Origin of the sequence: Plantibacter sp. MCCC 1A11337, from assembly GCF_013349365.1 — a bacterium.
Classification (GTDB): domain Bacteria; phylum Actinomycetota; class Actinomycetes; order Actinomycetales; family Microbacteriaceae; genus Plantibacter; species Plantibacter flavus_A.
Window position 1 is genome coordinate 57,529 of the sequence record NZ_JABJWX010000003.1, and the last position, 14,105, is coordinate 71,633.

Below are 14,105 nucleotides of genomic sequence, written 5' to 3' on the forward strand. Positions count from 1 at the left end.
AGCGGAAATCGGACACGACAGTGGGGGCCGTCCGCGCCGGGTCAGTCGGCGCGGCTCACGCTCCGCGGAGCTTGTCGCTGAGCGCCGCGAGGGTCGCCATCTCCTGCGGGCTGAGCGAGGTGGTCACGCGTTCGGCGATCGTCGCACCGTGGGCGATGGCGACCGCACGGTAGACCTCGTATCCCGCGTCGGTCATGCGGACGAGGGTGCCGCGGCCGTCGTCCGGGTCGGGGCATTTGCCGACCAGCCCGCGCGCGACGAGCCGGTCGACCAGACGGCTGATGCTCGGCTGCGAGAGCAGCACACTCGAGTTGAGGTCACGCAGACGGATGCGACGATCGGGCTCCCGCGACATCGTGTGCAGGACGTCGTACTCGTTGAGTGAGATGCCGTGGCTCGGGAAGTCGTGCGAGATGTGGCGCATCACGTCGACCTGCGCGCGGAAGAGTGACTCCCACGCGGCGATCGCGAGTCGCCTCTCGTCCATACCTGCTCCCGCTGCCGTCCGACGATCCACCACCTGAATCTATCCTGGACGGACGTCGAGCCGCGCGTCGGGACGAGGTGGTTGTGATCCGTATCGTCTCCGGACATGACGAGAGCCGGTCGCAGAGGCTACGACCGGCTCTCTTTCCCTTGCACCAAGAGTGTCCTGCAATCACATTCCGTCAGCTGCCACAGCAAAACAACTAACGTTCCAAAACCATATAACGGATCGGTAACGAGCGGTAGTTATCAGAACGTTATTTTTACTGGGAGTTGTCCGAGTGCGCTACCAGCGCGGAGCGCGAACGCAGGACGAACCCCAGGAAGCCGGACGCAAGCCGATCCGCGTTCCTGTCGCAGCGCGGACCTCCTGCCGTCGGGTCAGTCCTGGGAGCCGCTCGGGACGACGTCGATCACGCGGACGGTGATGGACGGGGCGCCCTCGCCGGGGGACGAGGGGAGCCGGTCCGCGATGGCGCGGTGGACCGCCTGCGCGACGGCGGGGGAGGCCGCCTCAGCTGCCACGGAGATGTTGGTGTGGACGGTCAGGACGCCTCTGACGCGCCTGACGCTCACCCGTGTCTGCTGGTCGGTCGAGCCGAGCAGTGCTCCGACGCCCTCCTTGGCGGCCCGGAGCAGCGTGGGCTCGACGGCGGTCAACCCCTCGACGCCCGGTACCGCCAGCACCACGTCGTCGAGTGAGCTCGCGAGCGCTCCGAGATCGTCGTCCGTCTCCGTCAGGTCATGCATCGTCCCCCACCTCTCCGATCTCGTCGGCCTCGAAGTGCAGGTCGTCGACGACGATGTCGAGTCCTGCCACGACGAGGTCCGTCTGCTGCTGGAGGCTGGCTGCGACCTCCTCGCGGAACAGCGAGACCGTCTCGGCGACCGACTTGCCCCAACCGATGCTCACGGTGACATGGAGCATGATCGGTTCGCCGACCACGGTGACGTCACCCTCGAGCACGCAGCGACCCACGAGCACGCCGGGGGTGCAGTCGCCGGCACCGCGGACCAGCCCGCGGACCGTGCCCTCCGTGATGACGAGCGCCGCGTCGTCGTCGGATGCGGCGAACGGGATGTCGCGCCCGGCCTTCGCCTCGCGGCCGATGTTCTCCATGATCCCGCGGATCCAGTCCTGGTCGAGCGCGGTGACCGCCGCCTCGTCCGCCTCCCGCAAGGGCGCGGCCAGCGCGCGGACACGTCGAAGCGACCGGAGGATCCGCTGGCATTCCGGTGAGTCGTCGATCGACGGGTCGGCCGGCAGCATGTCGCGTTCGAGGTAATCCGTGAGGGCGTCGATGCCGTGCGCGCAGCCGCTCGGCTCACCCGGTCCGGGGCCCGGAATATCGGTGTTCATCGCCACCCCTCCATCTCCTTGACCAGTGTCGCCCGAGCCCGTGCGAGACTCCCTCGGACGCTGGCGACGCTCTGCCCCAGTTGTTCGGCGATCTCCTCGTACGAGTATCCGCCGATCTCTCGGAGCACCCAAGCCTGGTGCTGTCCGTGCGGCAGTCTGTCGAGTGCTGCTGACAGTGCTCCCAGCTGTGACGATGCCTCGGCCTTCCGTTCGGGTCCGTCGCGCTCCGGGGCCTCGATGATGGCGTCGTCGGTCGACTCGGTGTCCTTGCGCTGCCGCATGAGGTCGATCGCCCGACGGCTGACGATGCGCATCAGCCAGCTCTTGACCATCGCGCCGTCCTCGAGCGTGTCGATCCGCTTCCAGGCCGAGATGAGCGCCTCCTGGACGACGTCGTCGCCGTCCGCCGAGGAACGCGTGAGTCGCACGGCGTACGCCTTCATCATCCGGCCGTAGCGCGTGATGAGCACCTGGAACGCGCGGGTGTCGCCGTCGACGCACCGTTCGACGAGGGTGCGGTCGGTCGCCTGGTCTAGGAGGCCGGCCGATGTGCGCACTGGATCAGCTCCCACCGTCGCACCACCTCTCTGTTCCGGCCCGAGACGACTTCCGCCGATTTCGTCGTACCGGACCGTGACATCAGCGGGTCGGGCTCCGTCTCACTACTGTAGGCACAGAGCGGCGGTCCATGTGAACGCCCCCAGCACCACGACGGCATCATCACCGAGGAGACCGCACCATGAAGACCCCCAAACTCCGGTTGCCCGGGTTCTCCTCCACCCCGGAGGAACGCGAAGCCAGGCGCGCCAAGCATCAGGAAGCCAAGCAGGAGCGTGCGGCGAAGGCCGCCGCATCCTCCCCGCCGTCGGCCGCCGTGGTCGCCGCCCTCCAGCCGTCGGCTCCGAGCGTCCGTATCAACGCGTTCCGGATCGGACTCGTGGGTGGCATCGGCGTCCTCGTCGCGCTCGTGATCGGGAGCATCGTGTCGCAGCTCAGCACCACGCTGATCTACGTCGGCGTCGCGCTCTTCATCGCGCTCGGCCTCGACCCGCTCGTGTCATGGCTCGAGCAGAAGCTGCCGCGCGGCCTCGCCATCGCCGTCGTCTTCCTCGCCGTGATCGGCGCGTTCGTCGGGATCATCTTCGCCATCGTGCCGTTGCTCGTGACGCAGATCTCGAACTTCGTGAGCGACTACCCCCGGATCTCCCAGCAGTTCCTCAACAGTGACTTCGTCGCGTGGGTGCAGAACACGATCGGGAACACGCTCGACATCGACTCGGCGCTCAACGACGCGTTCTCCTTCCTCAAGGACCCCAACAACCTGCTGAACATCGGTGGCGGCATCGTCGCGGTCGGAGCGGGGGTCGCGTCGGGCATCACCGGCTCGATCATCGTCCTCATCCTGACCCTCTACTTCCTCGCCTCCCTGCGGTCGATGAAGGCCGTCACGTACCGATTCCTCCCCGCCTACCGCCGCGAGGGCTTCGCGCAGGTGCTCGAGGAGATCACCCAGGCCGTCGGGCGCTACGTGGTCGGACAAGTCGGACTCGCCTTGGTCAACGGCGTGCTGAGCTTCATCTTCCTCAGCATCATCGGAGCGCCGTTCCCGCCGCTGCTCGCCCTGCTGGCGTTCATCGGATCGATGATCCCGCTCGTCGGCACGCTCAGCGCCTCGATCGTGAACAGTGCGCTCTGCCTCTTCGTCTCGCCGGTGACCGCACTCATCGCGATCATCTACTACCTGATCTACATGCAGATCGAGGCGTACTTCCTCAGCCCGCGCATCATGAACAAGGCGGTCGCCGTCCCCGGAGCCCTCGTCGTGATCGCGGCGTTCGGTGGCGGCGCCCTCGGTGGCATCCTCGGCGCCCTCGTCGCGATCCCGGTCGCCGCGTCGATCATCATCATCGTGCAGAAGGTCGTCTTCCCGAGCCAGGACTCCAAAGTGGTACCGGAGAACAAACTCGGTGACGCCGAGACGGCGGCCGTCGGCACGAGTGCGGCGGCGAAGTGATGGCGGCCACGTCGTTCCCGGCCCTTGCGGCCGGCGCCCTGCTGCTGTCGGGTACAGCCGGTGTCGTCGCGCAGTCCGCCCGCACTGCGGTCGACATCGACATCCCCACGATCAGTGTCACGCCGTACCAGGCGATCGGCATCCCGATCGCGCTTGTCGGAGCGTTCTTCCTCGCAGTCGGGACGCAGTTGCAGTCCCGCGGTGTCGGCAAGGTGGAGGCGGCGTCGTCGGCCTTCGGTCTGAAGCAGCTGCCGCAGCTCCTCGGGCGTCCGTCCTGGCTCATCGGGACGCTGCTCCTCGGCCTGGCGATCGTGTTCCAGCTCGTCGCGCTCGGTTTCGCTCCGCTCATCGTCGTGCAGCCCCTCGGGGCGATCGCCCTGGTGATCACGGCGCTCCTGAACGCCAGGGTCACCCGGGTGAAGATCATGAAGGAGCAGACCCGCGCGATGGTGCTGTGCGTCGCCGGTATCGGTCTTTTCGTCATCGTCGCGGCGCTGTACGCGGTGGAGGAGCCGATCCGTCAGCCGCAGCTCATCATCATCCTCATCATGCTCGCGGTCGTGACCGCTGCACTCGCGGCGGCGTACGCCCTGTGGCGACGGAAGCTGCACACCGTCTTCTACGTGGTCGCAGCCGGTGTGCTGTACGGCTTCGTCGTCACGCTCGCGAAGGTGGTCATCAACCGGGTGATCACGCAGAACTTCGAGGGACTCACCGTCGTCGGCATCATCGGCCTGCTCGTGGCCGCCGGGCTCGGTGGCTTCTTCGTCCAGAAGGCGCACCAGAGCGGGCAGCCGGACCTCGTGGTCGCCGGACTCACCGTCGTCGACCCGCTCGTCGCGGTCGGCATCGGCGTCGTGGTGCTGGGCGAGGCTTCGAACGCCCCCTGGTACGCCCTCGTGCTGTTCGTCGTCGCCGGAGCGGTGGCCGTGTTCGGCGTCTGGAAGCTCGCGATGCGACCGGTCCCGGCTCCCGGCGACAAGCCGAAGAAGCCCCGCGTCATCTGACGGAGAACGTTCGACGGGCCCGGTGAGTGGTACACCCACGCACCGGGCCCGTCGTCTCGTCGGTGGGGCCGCCGAACCGGCTCAGAACAGGTCGGGCGACGGGGTGCTGGCGTAGCGGATGGAGACGTCCGCGTGGCGGTCGAAGCGGTAGCCGACACCGCGCACGGTGCGGACGATGTCCTCGTAGCGGCCGAGCTTGGCGCGGAGGCGACGAACGTGGACGTCGATGGTCCGCTCGTTCGGAACCTCTTCGTCGTCGCCGGCGCGCCACAGTGAGGAGATGAGCTCCGCGCGCTCGATCGTGCGTCCCTCGCGGAGGACGAGGTACTGGAGGAGCTCGAACTCCTTGTACGTGAGCGGCGCGGCCTCGTTGTCGAGGACGAGGCGCTTCCGGGAGATGTCGACGACGACACCCGCGTGGGCACGGTCCTGCTCCTCCTCGTCGACCTCGTCGCGGTGGGCCGCGAGTGCCGAGGGGTCCTGCAGGGCGAGCCGGACGACGTCGAGGTCGCGTCCGCCGGCACCGCGCGGGGCCAGTGCGACGGCTGCGTGCGTCTCGGCCTCCGGGGCGAACTGGGCGGTCAGGGCCTTGATGGCCTCGACGATCTCACCGAGGCTCGTGCCGGCGGCCGCCGCCTTCGCCTCGTCGAGGCCGACGTAGAGGACGAAGCCTCGGGCTTCGGGGCCGGCCGGAACGGCACGGACGTGCGGGGTCGCGGCCCGAGGTGCGTCCTCGACGGCGGCGAGCTGGCGGGTGGGGCGGGTGGTCTGAACGGCTGCAAGAGACATGGGTGCGAGGTCCTCGGGAGTGATGATGCTGCGACGGATCGTGCGCGGTGCGCTCGGGGTGATCCCGCTTGCCGGTGGGCAGTTGCGGTCCCGCGATCCGGGAAGTGGCGCGTCGGCCGGGTGCGGACGGGGTGCGTCCGGGAGTCGGCTCACCTGGTGGGGGAGCGGCGGACTCGGAGGTGCTGGGAGCAGTGGAGCGGATCCGTGTGGATCGCTACCGGTGCTGGAGGAGTCGGATCAGCGACACATTCGACAGCACATGACAGCGCGGCCGGGCATCATCATGCCGGCGTTCCCAGGGGCCTCGAAGGAGGTCGGGGTGGGCGCGTTGGTCGTCATAGTCCGCAATACAACAGGAATCCCCCGGATCCTGTCAAGTGCGAGCGGAAGATGACGTTCTGTTACTCGGGGATTGCCAGCTGGCGGCACAACTGAGATGAGGCGGATCGCCGTCCATCGCGGGGATGGACGGCGATCCGCCTCATGTCGGCGGGAGCAGGGGTCAGACGACGCCGTAGAGGCGGTCGCCGGCGTCGCCGAGGCCGGGGACGATGTACCCGTTCTCGTCGAGCTTCTCATCGAGGGCGCCGAGGACGATGGTGACGTCCTTGCCGGCCGTCTCGGACTCGAGGCGCTCGAGACCCTCGGGGGCGGCGAGCAGGCAGATGGCGGTGACGTGCATCGCACCGCGCTGGAAGAGGAAGTCGATCGCCGCCGCGAGCGAGCCACCGGTCGCGAGCATCGGGTCGAGCACGAAGCACTGGCGGTCGGACAGATCGTCGGGGAGGCGCTCCGCGTAGGTGGTGGGTTCGAGGGTCTCCTCGTTGCGCACCATGCCGAGGAAGCCGACCTCGGCGGTGGGGAGCAGCTTCACCATGCCCTCCAGCATGCCGAGGCCGGCCCGCAGGATCGGGACCACGAGCGGACGCGGCTCGCTGATCTTGACGCCGACCGTCTCGGTGACGGGCGTCTGGATCGTGATCTCCTCGACCGTGACGCCGCGCGTCGCCTCGTAGGCGAGCAACGTGACGAGCTCCTCGGTGAGGGCACGGAACACCGGTGAGGGTGTCGTCTTGTCGCGCAGCACCGTGAGCTTGTGGGTGATGAGTGGGTGGTCGGCTACGTGCACTCGCATACGATCAATCTAGTCGCTCGCGCGGCGACCAGGATTTCGGGGAGATGACGGATGCACGCACCGGCCGAGTTCGCCGTGTGGATGGGCCTCGCCGTCGCCGAGGCCGAGGCGGCCCTCGCCAGCGACGACGTCCCGGTGGGCGCGGTCCTCGTCGCCCCGGACGGCACGGTCGTCTCCGTCGGGCGCAACGAGCGCGAGCTGCACACCGACCCGACCGCCCACGCCGAGGTGGTCGCCATCCGGGCTGCCGCGGCCGCGCTCGACGACTGGCACCTCACGGAGCTGACGCTCGTCGTCACGCTCGAGCCCTGCGTGATGTGCGCCGGCGCCATCCTCGCCGCCCGGATCCCAAGGGTCGTCTTCGGGGCCTGGGACGAGAAGGCCGGTGCGGTCGGATCCGTCTACGACGTCCTGCGCGACCGGCGACTGCAGCACCGCGTCGAGGTCTACGCGGGTGTGGAGGCCGAGCGCTGCTCGACGCTCCTCACCGACTTCTTCCGGGGCGCGGACGGCGTCGGAGCCTCCTGAGGGCGCAGGCGGCCCCGGAGATCTCCATGCGTCGACAGGATCGCTGACCGGATGCGGCCGCTCCCAGCACTTCCGGAGCCCGTTGTCGGCGGGTGATGGCAGGATCGCAGGATGCAACCCGGCGTGATCCTCGACATCATCCTCGTCGTCGTCCTGATCGGCTTCCTGATCCGCGGGTGGCGTGCGGGGCTCCTCGGGAGCCTCGGTGGGCTCGTCGGGCTGGCGGCCGGTGGCGTCGGCGCGTTCTTCGCGATCCCGCTCGTCGCCTCGTGGGTGCAGGACGCGGCCTGGCGTGGCTGGGCGGCCGTGGCGGCGGCGGTGGTCGTCCTCGCCGTCGGCTACACGATCGGTGCGTTCATCGGCGGGGCCATCGGCTCCGTCGTCCGCAAGACCCCGCTGCGCGGCCTGGAACGGCTGCTCGGCGCCGCCCTCAATCTCGTCGTCACCGCGCTCGTCCTCGTGACGGCGGCCCTCGGTGTCGGCTCCCTCGGCATCCCGCTACTCGCCCAGGCGGTCGGGTCGTCCGCGGTGATCGGCACGATCGACCGCGTCACGCCCGTGGAGGTGAAGAGCACGCTCGCGCAGCTCCGCTCCACGGTGGTCGACGGTGGGGCCCAACGCGTCATCGAGGCGTTCGGCGGAACCGCGGACGTACCCGCCGCCCCGCAGCTCGACACCTCGACGCCGGCGCTGCAGACGGCCTCCGCGTCCGTGGTGCGCATCAGCGGCACGGCCGAGTCCTGCTCGCGGAGCCTCACCGGGAGCGGCTTCGTGTTCGCCGACGACCTGGTCATGACGAACGCGCACGTCCTCGCCGGCGTGACGAATCCGGTCGTCGAAGTCCCGGGGGCCATGCCCAGGGAAGGACGGATCGTCTACTTCGATCCGGTCGACGACCTCGCCGTCATCCGCGTCGACGACCTCGGCGCCCGATCGCTGCCGCTCGCACCGAATCCGGCTCCCGGCTCGAACGCCGTCGTCGCCGGGTATCCGTTCGGTGGGCCGTACACGGCCGGCGGCGCCCAGGTCATCCTGGTCGGGCCGAGCCTCGTCGCCGACATCAGTGGGAACAACCCGACGAGTCGTCAGGTCGTGACGCTGTCGGGCACGGTGCAGCCGGGCAACTCCGGTGGCCCGCTCCTCACCGAGTCCGGTGAAGTGGCCGGCGTGATCTTCGCCCGCGACGCGAACTCCGCGCCGGTCGGGTACGCGCTCGCGATGGACGAGGTCCTGCCCGTCGTCGCGCTCGCCGGGTCGCTCCAGTCCGCGGTCCCGTCAGGCGCCTGCCTCGCCGACTGACGCGGCCGGGCACGTGCCGACGAGCATGCAGGTGCCTAGACTCGCAGGGTGAGTGAAACGATCAGCCTGCCCAGCATCGCCATCCTCGGAGCCGGTTCGATGGGAGGGGCCGTCCTCCGCGGTCTCGTCCAGCCGGGTGTCGAGGTCGACGGTGGCATCACGGTGACGAACCGGACCATCACCAAGGCGGAGGCTCTGGCCGAGCTGCCGGGCGTGACCTCGATCGCCCTCGAGCAGGACGCCGACGGCAACCGACGGGCGGCAGCCGCGGCGAAGATCGTCCTGATCGGCGTGAAGCCCTACATGGTGGCCGACCTCCTCGCCGAGATCGCCGACACCCTGCAGCCGGGCACGATCGTCGTGAGCCTTGCGGCCGGCATCCGCGGTGCGGCCTTCGAGGCCGCCCTGCCGGAGTCGGTCTCGGTGTTGCGTTCCATGCCGAACACCCCGTCCTACGTGGGGCTCGGCGTCACCGGGCTCGCGCCGGGCACCCGGTCGAGCGAGGACGACCTCGCCGTCGTCACCGCGCTCTTCGAGACCGTCGGCCAGGTCGTCGTCATCCCCGAATCGAAGATCGACGCCCTCAGCGCCATCTCCGGCTCCGGTCCGGCGTACGTCTACTACCTCATCGAGGAACTCACCCGGACGGCGATCGGCCTCGGGTTCACCCCGGAGCAGGCGTCCGTGATGGTCGACGGCACCTTCCGTGGTGCGACGGAACTCCTCGCGACGACGGGGGAGAGCGCCGAGCAGCTGCGGATCAACGTCACGAGCCCCAAGGGGACGACGGAACGGGCGCTCGCCGTGCTCGCCGAGGCGGGTTTCAGCGAGACGTTCGACCGTGCTGCGGCAGCCGCCATCGCACGCGCCGAGGAGCTGTCGGCGTCCTGATCCGGCGGCGACCCGATCAGTCGAAGGACCGCACGAAGCAGTCGAGACCTGGTCTGTCGTCCCAGGACGCGACCGCGACGAAGCCGGACCGCCGGTAGAGCGCGATCGCGGCGGAGCGCCAGTGCCACACGGAGAGACGGACGGCGTCGTCGCCCCGCTGCCGGGAGACGGTCGTCGCAGCCTCGAGCAGGGTTGCGGCCACGCCCCGGCGACGGGCGCGCGGGTCGACCCAGAGTCGCTTGAGCTCCGGCGACGGGCCCTCCGTCAGGACGACGCAGCCGAGCACCCGGTCGTCCTCGACGGCCAGGAGGACCTCGTCGGAGGCGAAGGTCGTGCCCGGGTCGGTGATCTCGGCCCGGTAGCGGTCGGGGAGGGTGGTCGTCGGAGCGGGCTCGTCCGGACGCGGCTCTCGGCCGAGGACTTTCTCGTGCTCGGTCCGACGGTGGTACTCCTCGAGCAGCTCGGCGAAGCGATCTCGCCGATGGGCCGGAGCATCGGCCCGGCGTTCCACGACGATCATTCGCCGCTCGTCTCGTCGAGCCCGAGGACGAGCAGCAGCCGGTCGAGCGCGGCGAGCTGGGCAGCGGCGTCGTAGTGGTCGTCGTCGGCTGTGCTCAGGGTGCTGACGCCCTCGATGAATCCGACGACGGCGGTGGCCGTCGCGGCGACCTCGGCCTCGGTGAGCTCGGGGCGGATCTCGGCCACGAGGCGGCGGGTGCGCGCGACGAACACGCCGTGACCCGCACGGTGCCGTTCGGCGAGCACCGCGTCGTCGAGTGCCGCCGCGAGGTAACCGAGCCAGACCCGTGCCTCCTGGCGCGTCTCGTCCGTGAGGGACAGGGCCTGCCGGAGGACGGCGCGCAGGGCGTCACGCGGGGTCGCGGCCGCGGCTTCGAGCGCCTCGGTCCGCGCCGCCGTCCGCTCGTGGAGGAGGTCGCGAGCGTGCAGCAGGAGCGCGCGCTTGTCGGGGAAGCGATGCAGGACGAGACCGGTCGTGCACCCGGCCCGCTCCGCGACCGCGCGGAGGGTCAACCCGTGCGGCCCGCGTTCGCCCAGCACCTCCCAGACCGCGCGCGAGATCCGCGCCTGGGCATCGGGGTCCTTCGTCCTGGCCATGTCGTCACCACCTCGGAACCGATGTTACCGTAATGCTTGTTACGGAATGACTGGAGAACACGAATGACGATCACGATCAGCCGGGTGGCTTGGGACGACGAGGCGGGCACCGCGCTGCGGGCCGCCCAGCGCCGCGAACTCGACGCCCGCTACGGGAGCGACGATCACGAACCCGGCACACCGCCGACCGCAGCCGACATCACGCTCTTCCTGCTCGCCAGCGACGTCGACGACACCCCGCTGGGCTGCGGCGGCCTGCGGATGCTCGGTGAGGACCGGGCGGAGATCAAACGCATGTTCGTCGTGCAGCAGGCCAGGGGGACCGGCGTCGCCACCGCGCTCCTGCGGGCTCTGGAGGACGAAGCGCGGTCGCTGGGTCTCGGTGAGCTCCTCCTCGAGACCGGCACGGAACAGCCGGACGCGATGCGGTTCTACGAGCGCGAGGGATACCACCCGATCGAGGCGTTCGGGCCGTACGTCGACGAGCCGCAGTCACGCTGTTACGCGCGCAGCCTCACCTGAGGAGGCTTCAGCCCTCGAGCGAGGCGAAGCGCTCGATGTCGGCCGACGTGCCGGAGACGATGATGAGGTCGTGGTTCGACACGACGGTGTCGGCGGTCGCGTAGGTGAAGGGCTTCCCCGGTGACTTCACCCCGACGACGGTGATCCGGTACTTCGTCCGGACACCCGACTCCGTCAGGTTCAGCCCGCGGATGGGCTTCGGCGGGTACATCTTGACGAGCGCGAAGTCGTCGTCGAACTGGATGAAGTCGAGCATGCGGCCCGACACGAGGTGGGCGACGCGTTCGCCGGCCTCGCGCTCGGGGTAGATGACGTGGCTCGCCCCCACCCGGGCGAGGATCTTGCCGTGCGACTGCGAGACGGCCTTGGCCCAGATCTGCGGGATCTTGAGGTCGACGAGGTTGGCGGTGATGAGCACGCTCGCCTCGATCGAGGAGCCGACCGCGACGACCGCGACCGAGAAGTCCTGCGCGCCGATCTGGCGGAGCGCCTCGATGTTCTTCGCGTCGGCCTGCACGGTGTGCGTGACCCGGTCGGACCACTTCTGCACGAGGTCGGAGTTGTCGTCGATCGCGAGCACCTCGCGGTCGAGCCGGTCGAGTTCGCCGGCGCAGGCCGCACCGAACCGACCGAGTCCGATGACGAGGACCGGGGCGTCGTGCTTGATGCGGTCAACCAACGATGGGCCTCTCTTCGGGACGTTTGAACAGCTGGCCGCTCTGGCTCGCGGCCACGGCTGCAGCGAGTGTCACTGTACCAACGCGGCCCAGGAACATGGTGACGGCGAGGACGTACACCCCGGCGTCGGGCAGGTCCGCGACGAGGCCGGTGCTCAGCCCGACGGTCGCGAAGGCGGAGATGACGTCGAACAGCACGTGGTCGAGCGGAGCCTTGGTGATCTGCAGGATGACGATCGTCGACAGGGCCACGATCGTCGCGCCCCAGAGGACGACGCTCACGGCGACGCGGAGCACGTCCTGCGGGATGCGCCGGCGGAAGACCTCCACACCCTCGCGGCCGCGGGCCTCGGCGAACGCCGCCAGGAACAGGACGGCGAGCGTCGTGACCTTGATCCCGCCGGCGGTCGAGGCAGAGCCGCCGCCGATGAACATGAGCATGTCGGCGACGAGCAGGGTCGAGCCGTTGAGGTCGCCGATGTCCACGGTGGAGAAGCCGCCCGACCGCGTCATGGCCGACAGGAAGAACCCCTGGAAGATCGTGTCCCAGAGGTTCCACTTGTTCCAGGTCTCGGGGTTGTTGAACTCGAGCAGGATGAAGGCGAGCGCCCCGGCGAAGAACAGGATGATCGTCGTGACGAGCGTGAGCTTGACGTGCAGCGACCATCGGCTCGGCCGACGGAAGTTGCGGCTCAGCGCGTAGATGACCGGGAAGCCGATGCTGCCGAGGAAGACCCCGAGCATGAGGATGCTGAGGAACCAGTAGTCGTTCTCGAACGCCGCGAGGCCCTCGGCGTTCGGCGTGAAGCCGGTGTTGGTGAAGGCCATGGCCGCGTAGTAGACGCTGTTCCAGGCGGCGTCCCAGGGGTTGATGCCGTCGAGCAGCATGCGCGGGAAGAGCAGGACCGCCAGTGCCGCCTCGATCACGAGCGCGCTGACGGCGACGGTGACGAGCAGGTTGCCGATCTCCCCGAGGCGGACGGCCTGACCCTCGGCGACGGGGCCGTGGTGCGACCGCAGGGGGTTCGTGTCGCTCGCCGCCATGAGCTTCTGGCGGAGCCCGAGTCGTCGGGCGATCACGAACCCGAGGATCGAGGCCAGGGTCAGGACGCCGAGCGCGCCGATCTGGACGCCGATGAACACGAGCACGTGACCGAAGAGGGACCAGTGGGTCGCCATGTCGACGGTCGAGAGCCCGGTGACGCAGATGACGGAGACCGCGGTGAAGAGCGCGTCGGCGATCGGGGTCACCTGGCGGTCGGCGCTCGCGATGGGGAGTGAGAACAACATCGTGAAGACGAAGATCAGGAAGCTGAACACGAGGATGGCGAACCGGGAGGTCGACTTCGCCGCGAAGTCGCTGACGGCCTCCCGGACCCTCGCGAGGCCGTGGCGCACGATGATCTCGGGACGACGCCCCATGGCATTGCCGCTCATCTGACCCCTCAACACCTCAGGACTGCGCCGGAGGCAATGGTACTCCGTGCGCTCCATCACTATCGTTGGACCATGGCCGACATTTTCGACGTGATCGCTGACACCACCAGGCGGGACATCCTCGCGCTGCTGCTCGAACGGCACGGTGGCACCGGGACGAGCGTCTCCGAGATCGTCGCGCAGCTCGGCCTCAGCCAACCGACGGTGTCGAAACACCTCAAGGTCCTGCGCGAAGCAGAGCTCGTGGAGGTGCGCGAGGAGGGGCAGCACCGCTACTACAGCCTGGACTCGGCGCCGCTCGAGGACGTGGAGGACTGGCTCATCCCGTTCCTCAGCGTCGACTACCAGGACGACGGCGTCGATTTCGCGGCGTTGTCGCTGCCGGACCAGGCCAAGGCGGTCGCCGGGTCGGTCGGCAAGGTCGCGGCGGACGTGACCCACGCGGTGCAGTCGGTCACGAAGAAGCTCCGCCCCTAGCCCGGCCTCGCATACCGTTCACACAGGGGATGTACAGGGCGGGCGTCGGACCTCTAGAGTTGCCATGCGGCGTTCCGGTCCTCGGGGCGCCGTTCAAGCAGGTTTCCAGAGGCGTAGGAGGGGTTCGATGACGCAGGACACTGCCGACGTCCGCTTCCTCACCGTGGCCGAAGTCGCCGAGATGATGCGGGTGTCCAAGATGACCGTGTATCGCCTGGTGCATTCGGGGGAACTCCCGGCCATCCGGTTCGGGAAGTCGTTCCGAGTGCCGGAGACCGCCGTCGACGCCGTCCGCCAGCGCCCGGTCGCCGACGCCGGCTGAGGCGTTCCCCGCTCCTAGCAGCCTGCAGGCGTACGGCGTGTGAAC

General features: G+C 69.1%; 18 protein-coding genes. 8 read left to right on the forward strand and 10 right to left on the reverse strand.

The window, feature by feature from the left end:
* Window positions 1-55: 55 nt before the first annotated feature.
* The 4 genes from HOW07_RS12070 to HOW07_RS12085 all read right to left on the reverse strand — a co-directional run bounded on the left by HOW07_RS12070 (window position 56) and on the right by HOW07_RS12085 (window position 2,403).
* Window positions 56-487 carry a MarR family winged helix-turn-helix transcriptional regulator gene (locus HOW07_RS12070; RefSeq protein WP_064294625.1) on the reverse strand — a complete coding sequence of 144 codons (432 nt, stop codon included), beginning with the start codon at window positions 485-487 and terminating at the stop codon, window positions 56-58.
* A gap of 380 nt (window positions 488-867) precedes the next feature.
* Window positions 868-1,236: a hypothetical protein gene (locus HOW07_RS12075; RefSeq protein WP_175117267.1), complete on the reverse strand. Its 369-nt coding sequence runs from the start codon at window positions 1,234-1,236 to the stop codon at window positions 868-870.
* On the reverse strand, window positions 1,229-1,846 hold the full coding sequence (locus HOW07_RS12080) for an Asp23/Gls24 family envelope stress response protein (RefSeq protein WP_175117269.1): 618 nt from the start codon (window positions 1,844-1,846) through the stop codon (window positions 1,229-1,231). Before HOW07_RS12080 ends, HOW07_RS12075 begins: the two co-directional genes overlap by 8 nt.
* Entirely contained in the window at window positions 1,843-2,403 is a 561-nt protein-coding gene (locus HOW07_RS12085) for an RNA polymerase sigma factor (protein ID WP_064294623.1), read from the reverse strand. The genes HOW07_RS12080 and HOW07_RS12085 overlap by 4 nt, the downstream gene beginning before the upstream one ends.
* A gap of 182 nt (window positions 2,404-2,585) precedes the next feature.
* On the opposite strand from HOW07_RS12085, the gene HOW07_RS12090 reads away from it, so the two are divergent.
* Together HOW07_RS12090 and HOW07_RS12095 are read left to right on the forward strand one after the other, a co-directional pair.
* On the forward strand, window positions 2,586-3,860 hold the full coding sequence (locus HOW07_RS12090; RefSeq protein ID WP_064294622.1) for an AI-2E family transporter: 1,275 nt from the start codon (window positions 2,586-2,588) through the stop codon (window positions 3,858-3,860).
* The gene (locus HOW07_RS12095; protein WP_175117270.1) at window positions 3,860-4,867 is read left to right on the forward strand and encodes a DMT family transporter; all 1,008 of its coding nucleotides are present in this window, start codon (window positions 3,860-3,862) and stop codon (window positions 4,865-4,867) included. Before HOW07_RS12090 ends, HOW07_RS12095 begins: the two co-directional genes overlap by 1 nt.
* A gap of 81 nt (window positions 4,868-4,948) precedes the next feature.
* Here HOW07_RS12095 and HOW07_RS12100 read toward each other — a convergent pair whose 3' ends face one another.
* Window positions 4,949-5,656 (reverse strand): winged helix-turn-helix domain-containing protein, encoded by a 708-nt coding sequence (locus HOW07_RS12100; protein WP_079003301.1) that lies wholly within the window; start codon window positions 5,654-5,656, stop codon window positions 4,949-4,951.
* A gap of 502 nt (window positions 5,657-6,158) precedes the next feature.
* A complete protein-coding gene (gene upp / locus HOW07_RS12105) occupies window positions 6,159-6,791 on the reverse strand; it encodes a uracil phosphoribosyltransferase (RefSeq protein WP_121292609.1) in 633 nt (210 codons plus the stop codon).
* 51 nt (window positions 6,792-6,842) lie between these two features.
* Between upp and tadA the strand changes: the two genes are divergently transcribed.
* The 3 genes from tadA (at window position 6,843) to proC (ending at window position 9,509) form a co-directional block, all read left to right on the forward strand.
* Complete coding sequence (gene tadA, locus HOW07_RS12110) at window positions 6,843-7,319, forward strand: tRNA adenosine(34) deaminase TadA (protein ID WP_121292611.1); 477 nt, start codon at window positions 6,843-6,845, stop codon at window positions 7,317-7,319.
* A gap of 111 nt (window positions 7,320-7,430) precedes the next feature.
* Window positions 7,431-8,618, forward strand: coding sequence for a MarP family serine protease (locus tag HOW07_RS12115; protein WP_175117278.1), 1,188 nt, complete (start codon window positions 7,431-7,433; stop codon window positions 8,616-8,618).
* Between the two features lie 48 nt (window positions 8,619-8,666).
* Window positions 8,667-9,509 (forward strand): pyrroline-5-carboxylate reductase, encoded by an 843-nt coding sequence (gene proC / locus HOW07_RS12120; protein ID WP_175117280.1) that lies wholly within the window; start codon window positions 8,667-8,669, stop codon window positions 9,507-9,509.
* Window positions 9,510-9,525: 16 nt separating this feature from the next.
* On the opposite strand, the gene HOW07_RS12125 is transcribed toward proC, so the two are convergent.
* Together HOW07_RS12125 and HOW07_RS12130 are read right to left on the reverse strand one after the other, a co-directional pair.
* Complete coding sequence (locus tag HOW07_RS12125; protein ID WP_175117282.1) at window positions 9,526-10,029, reverse strand: GNAT family N-acetyltransferase; 504 nt, start codon at window positions 10,027-10,029, stop codon at window positions 9,526-9,528.
* Window positions 10,026-10,625, reverse strand: coding sequence for a TetR/AcrR family transcriptional regulator (locus tag HOW07_RS12130; protein WP_121292619.1), 600 nt, complete (start codon window positions 10,623-10,625; stop codon window positions 10,026-10,028). Before HOW07_RS12130 ends, HOW07_RS12125 begins: the two co-directional genes overlap by 4 nt.
* Window positions 10,626-10,688: 63 nt before the next feature.
* On the opposite strand from HOW07_RS12130, the gene HOW07_RS12135 reads away from it, so the two are divergent.
* Complete coding sequence (locus HOW07_RS12135; protein WP_175117284.1) at window positions 10,689-11,147, forward strand: GNAT family N-acetyltransferase; 459 nt, start codon at window positions 10,689-10,691, stop codon at window positions 11,145-11,147.
* 7 nt (window positions 11,148-11,154) lie between these two features.
* Here HOW07_RS12135 and HOW07_RS12140 read toward each other — a convergent pair whose 3' ends face one another.
* Complete coding sequence (locus tag HOW07_RS12140; protein WP_056013885.1) at window positions 11,155-11,826, reverse strand: TrkA family potassium uptake protein; 672 nt, start codon at window positions 11,824-11,826, stop codon at window positions 11,155-11,157.
* Window positions 11,819-13,261 (reverse strand): TrkH family potassium uptake protein, encoded by a 1,443-nt coding sequence (locus HOW07_RS12145; protein WP_064294614.1) that lies wholly within the window; start codon window positions 13,259-13,261, stop codon window positions 11,819-11,821. Before HOW07_RS12145 ends, HOW07_RS12140 begins: the two co-directional genes overlap by 8 nt.
* Before the next feature lie 72 nt (window positions 13,262-13,333).
* Between HOW07_RS12145 and HOW07_RS12150 the strand changes: the two genes are divergently transcribed.
* Window positions 13,334-13,738, forward strand: coding sequence for a helix-turn-helix transcriptional regulator (locus HOW07_RS12150; protein WP_064294613.1), 405 nt, complete (start codon window positions 13,334-13,336; stop codon window positions 13,736-13,738).
* A 127-nt stretch (window positions 13,739-13,865) separates the two neighbouring features.
* A complete protein-coding gene (locus HOW07_RS12155) occupies window positions 13,866-14,060 on the forward strand; it encodes a helix-turn-helix domain-containing protein (protein WP_064294612.1) in 195 nt (64 codons plus the stop codon).
* Window positions 14,061-14,105 lie beyond the last annotated feature (45 nt).

What these genes read in the sequence shown, in the direction of transcription:
- HOW07_RS12125 (WP_175117282.1), bottom strand. Translation starts at nt 10,029, where the DNA reads ATGATCGTCGTGGAACGCCGGGCCGATGCTCCGGCCCATCGGCGAGAT.
- tadA (WP_121292611.1), top strand. Translation starts at nt 6,843, where the DNA reads ATGCACGCACCGGCCGAGTTCGCCGTGTGGATGGGCCTCGCCGTCGCC.
- HOW07_RS12130 (WP_121292619.1), bottom strand. Translation starts at nt 10,625, where the DNA reads ATGGCCAGGACGAAGGACCCCGATGCCCAGGCGCGGATCTCGCGCGCG.
- HOW07_RS12155 (WP_064294612.1), top strand. Translation starts at nt 13,866, where the DNA reads ATGACGCAGGACACTGCCGACGTCCGCTTCCTCACCGTGGCCGAAGTC.
- HOW07_RS12075 (WP_175117267.1), bottom strand. Translation starts at nt 1,236, where the DNA reads ATGCATGACCTGACGGAGACGGACGACGATCTCGGAGCGCTCGCGAGC.
- HOW07_RS12070 (WP_064294625.1), bottom strand. Translation starts at nt 487, where the DNA reads ATGGACGAGAGGCGACTCGCGATCGCCGCGTGGGAGTCACTCTTCCGC.
- HOW07_RS12145 (WP_064294614.1), bottom strand. Translation starts at nt 13,261, where the DNA reads ATGAGCGGCAATGCCATGGGGCGTCGTCCCGAGATCATCGTGCGCCAC.
- HOW07_RS12080 (WP_175117269.1), bottom strand. Translation starts at nt 1,846, where the DNA reads ATGAACACCGATATTCCGGGCCCCGGACCGGGTGAGCCGAGCGGCTGC.
- HOW07_RS12095 (WP_175117270.1), top strand. Translation starts at nt 3,860, where the DNA reads ATGGCGGCCACGTCGTTCCCGGCCCTTGCGGCCGGCGCCCTGCTGCTG.
- HOW07_RS12090 (WP_064294622.1), top strand. Translation starts at nt 2,586, where the DNA reads ATGAAGACCCCCAAACTCCGGTTGCCCGGGTTCTCCTCCACCCCGGAG.
- HOW07_RS12115 (WP_175117278.1), top strand. Translation starts at nt 7,431, where the DNA reads ATGCAACCCGGCGTGATCCTCGACATCATCCTCGTCGTCGTCCTGATC.
- HOW07_RS12150 (WP_064294613.1), top strand. Translation starts at nt 13,334, where the DNA reads ATGGCCGACATTTTCGACGTGATCGCTGACACCACCAGGCGGGACATC.
- upp (WP_121292609.1), bottom strand. Translation starts at nt 6,791, where the DNA reads ATGCGAGTGCACGTAGCCGACCACCCACTCATCACCCACAAGCTCACG.
- HOW07_RS12100 (WP_079003301.1), bottom strand. Translation starts at nt 5,656, where the DNA reads ATGTCTCTTGCAGCCGTTCAGACCACCCGCCCCACCCGCCAGCTCGCC.
- HOW07_RS12135 (WP_175117284.1), top strand. Translation starts at nt 10,689, where the DNA reads ATGACGATCACGATCAGCCGGGTGGCTTGGGACGACGAGGCGGGCACC.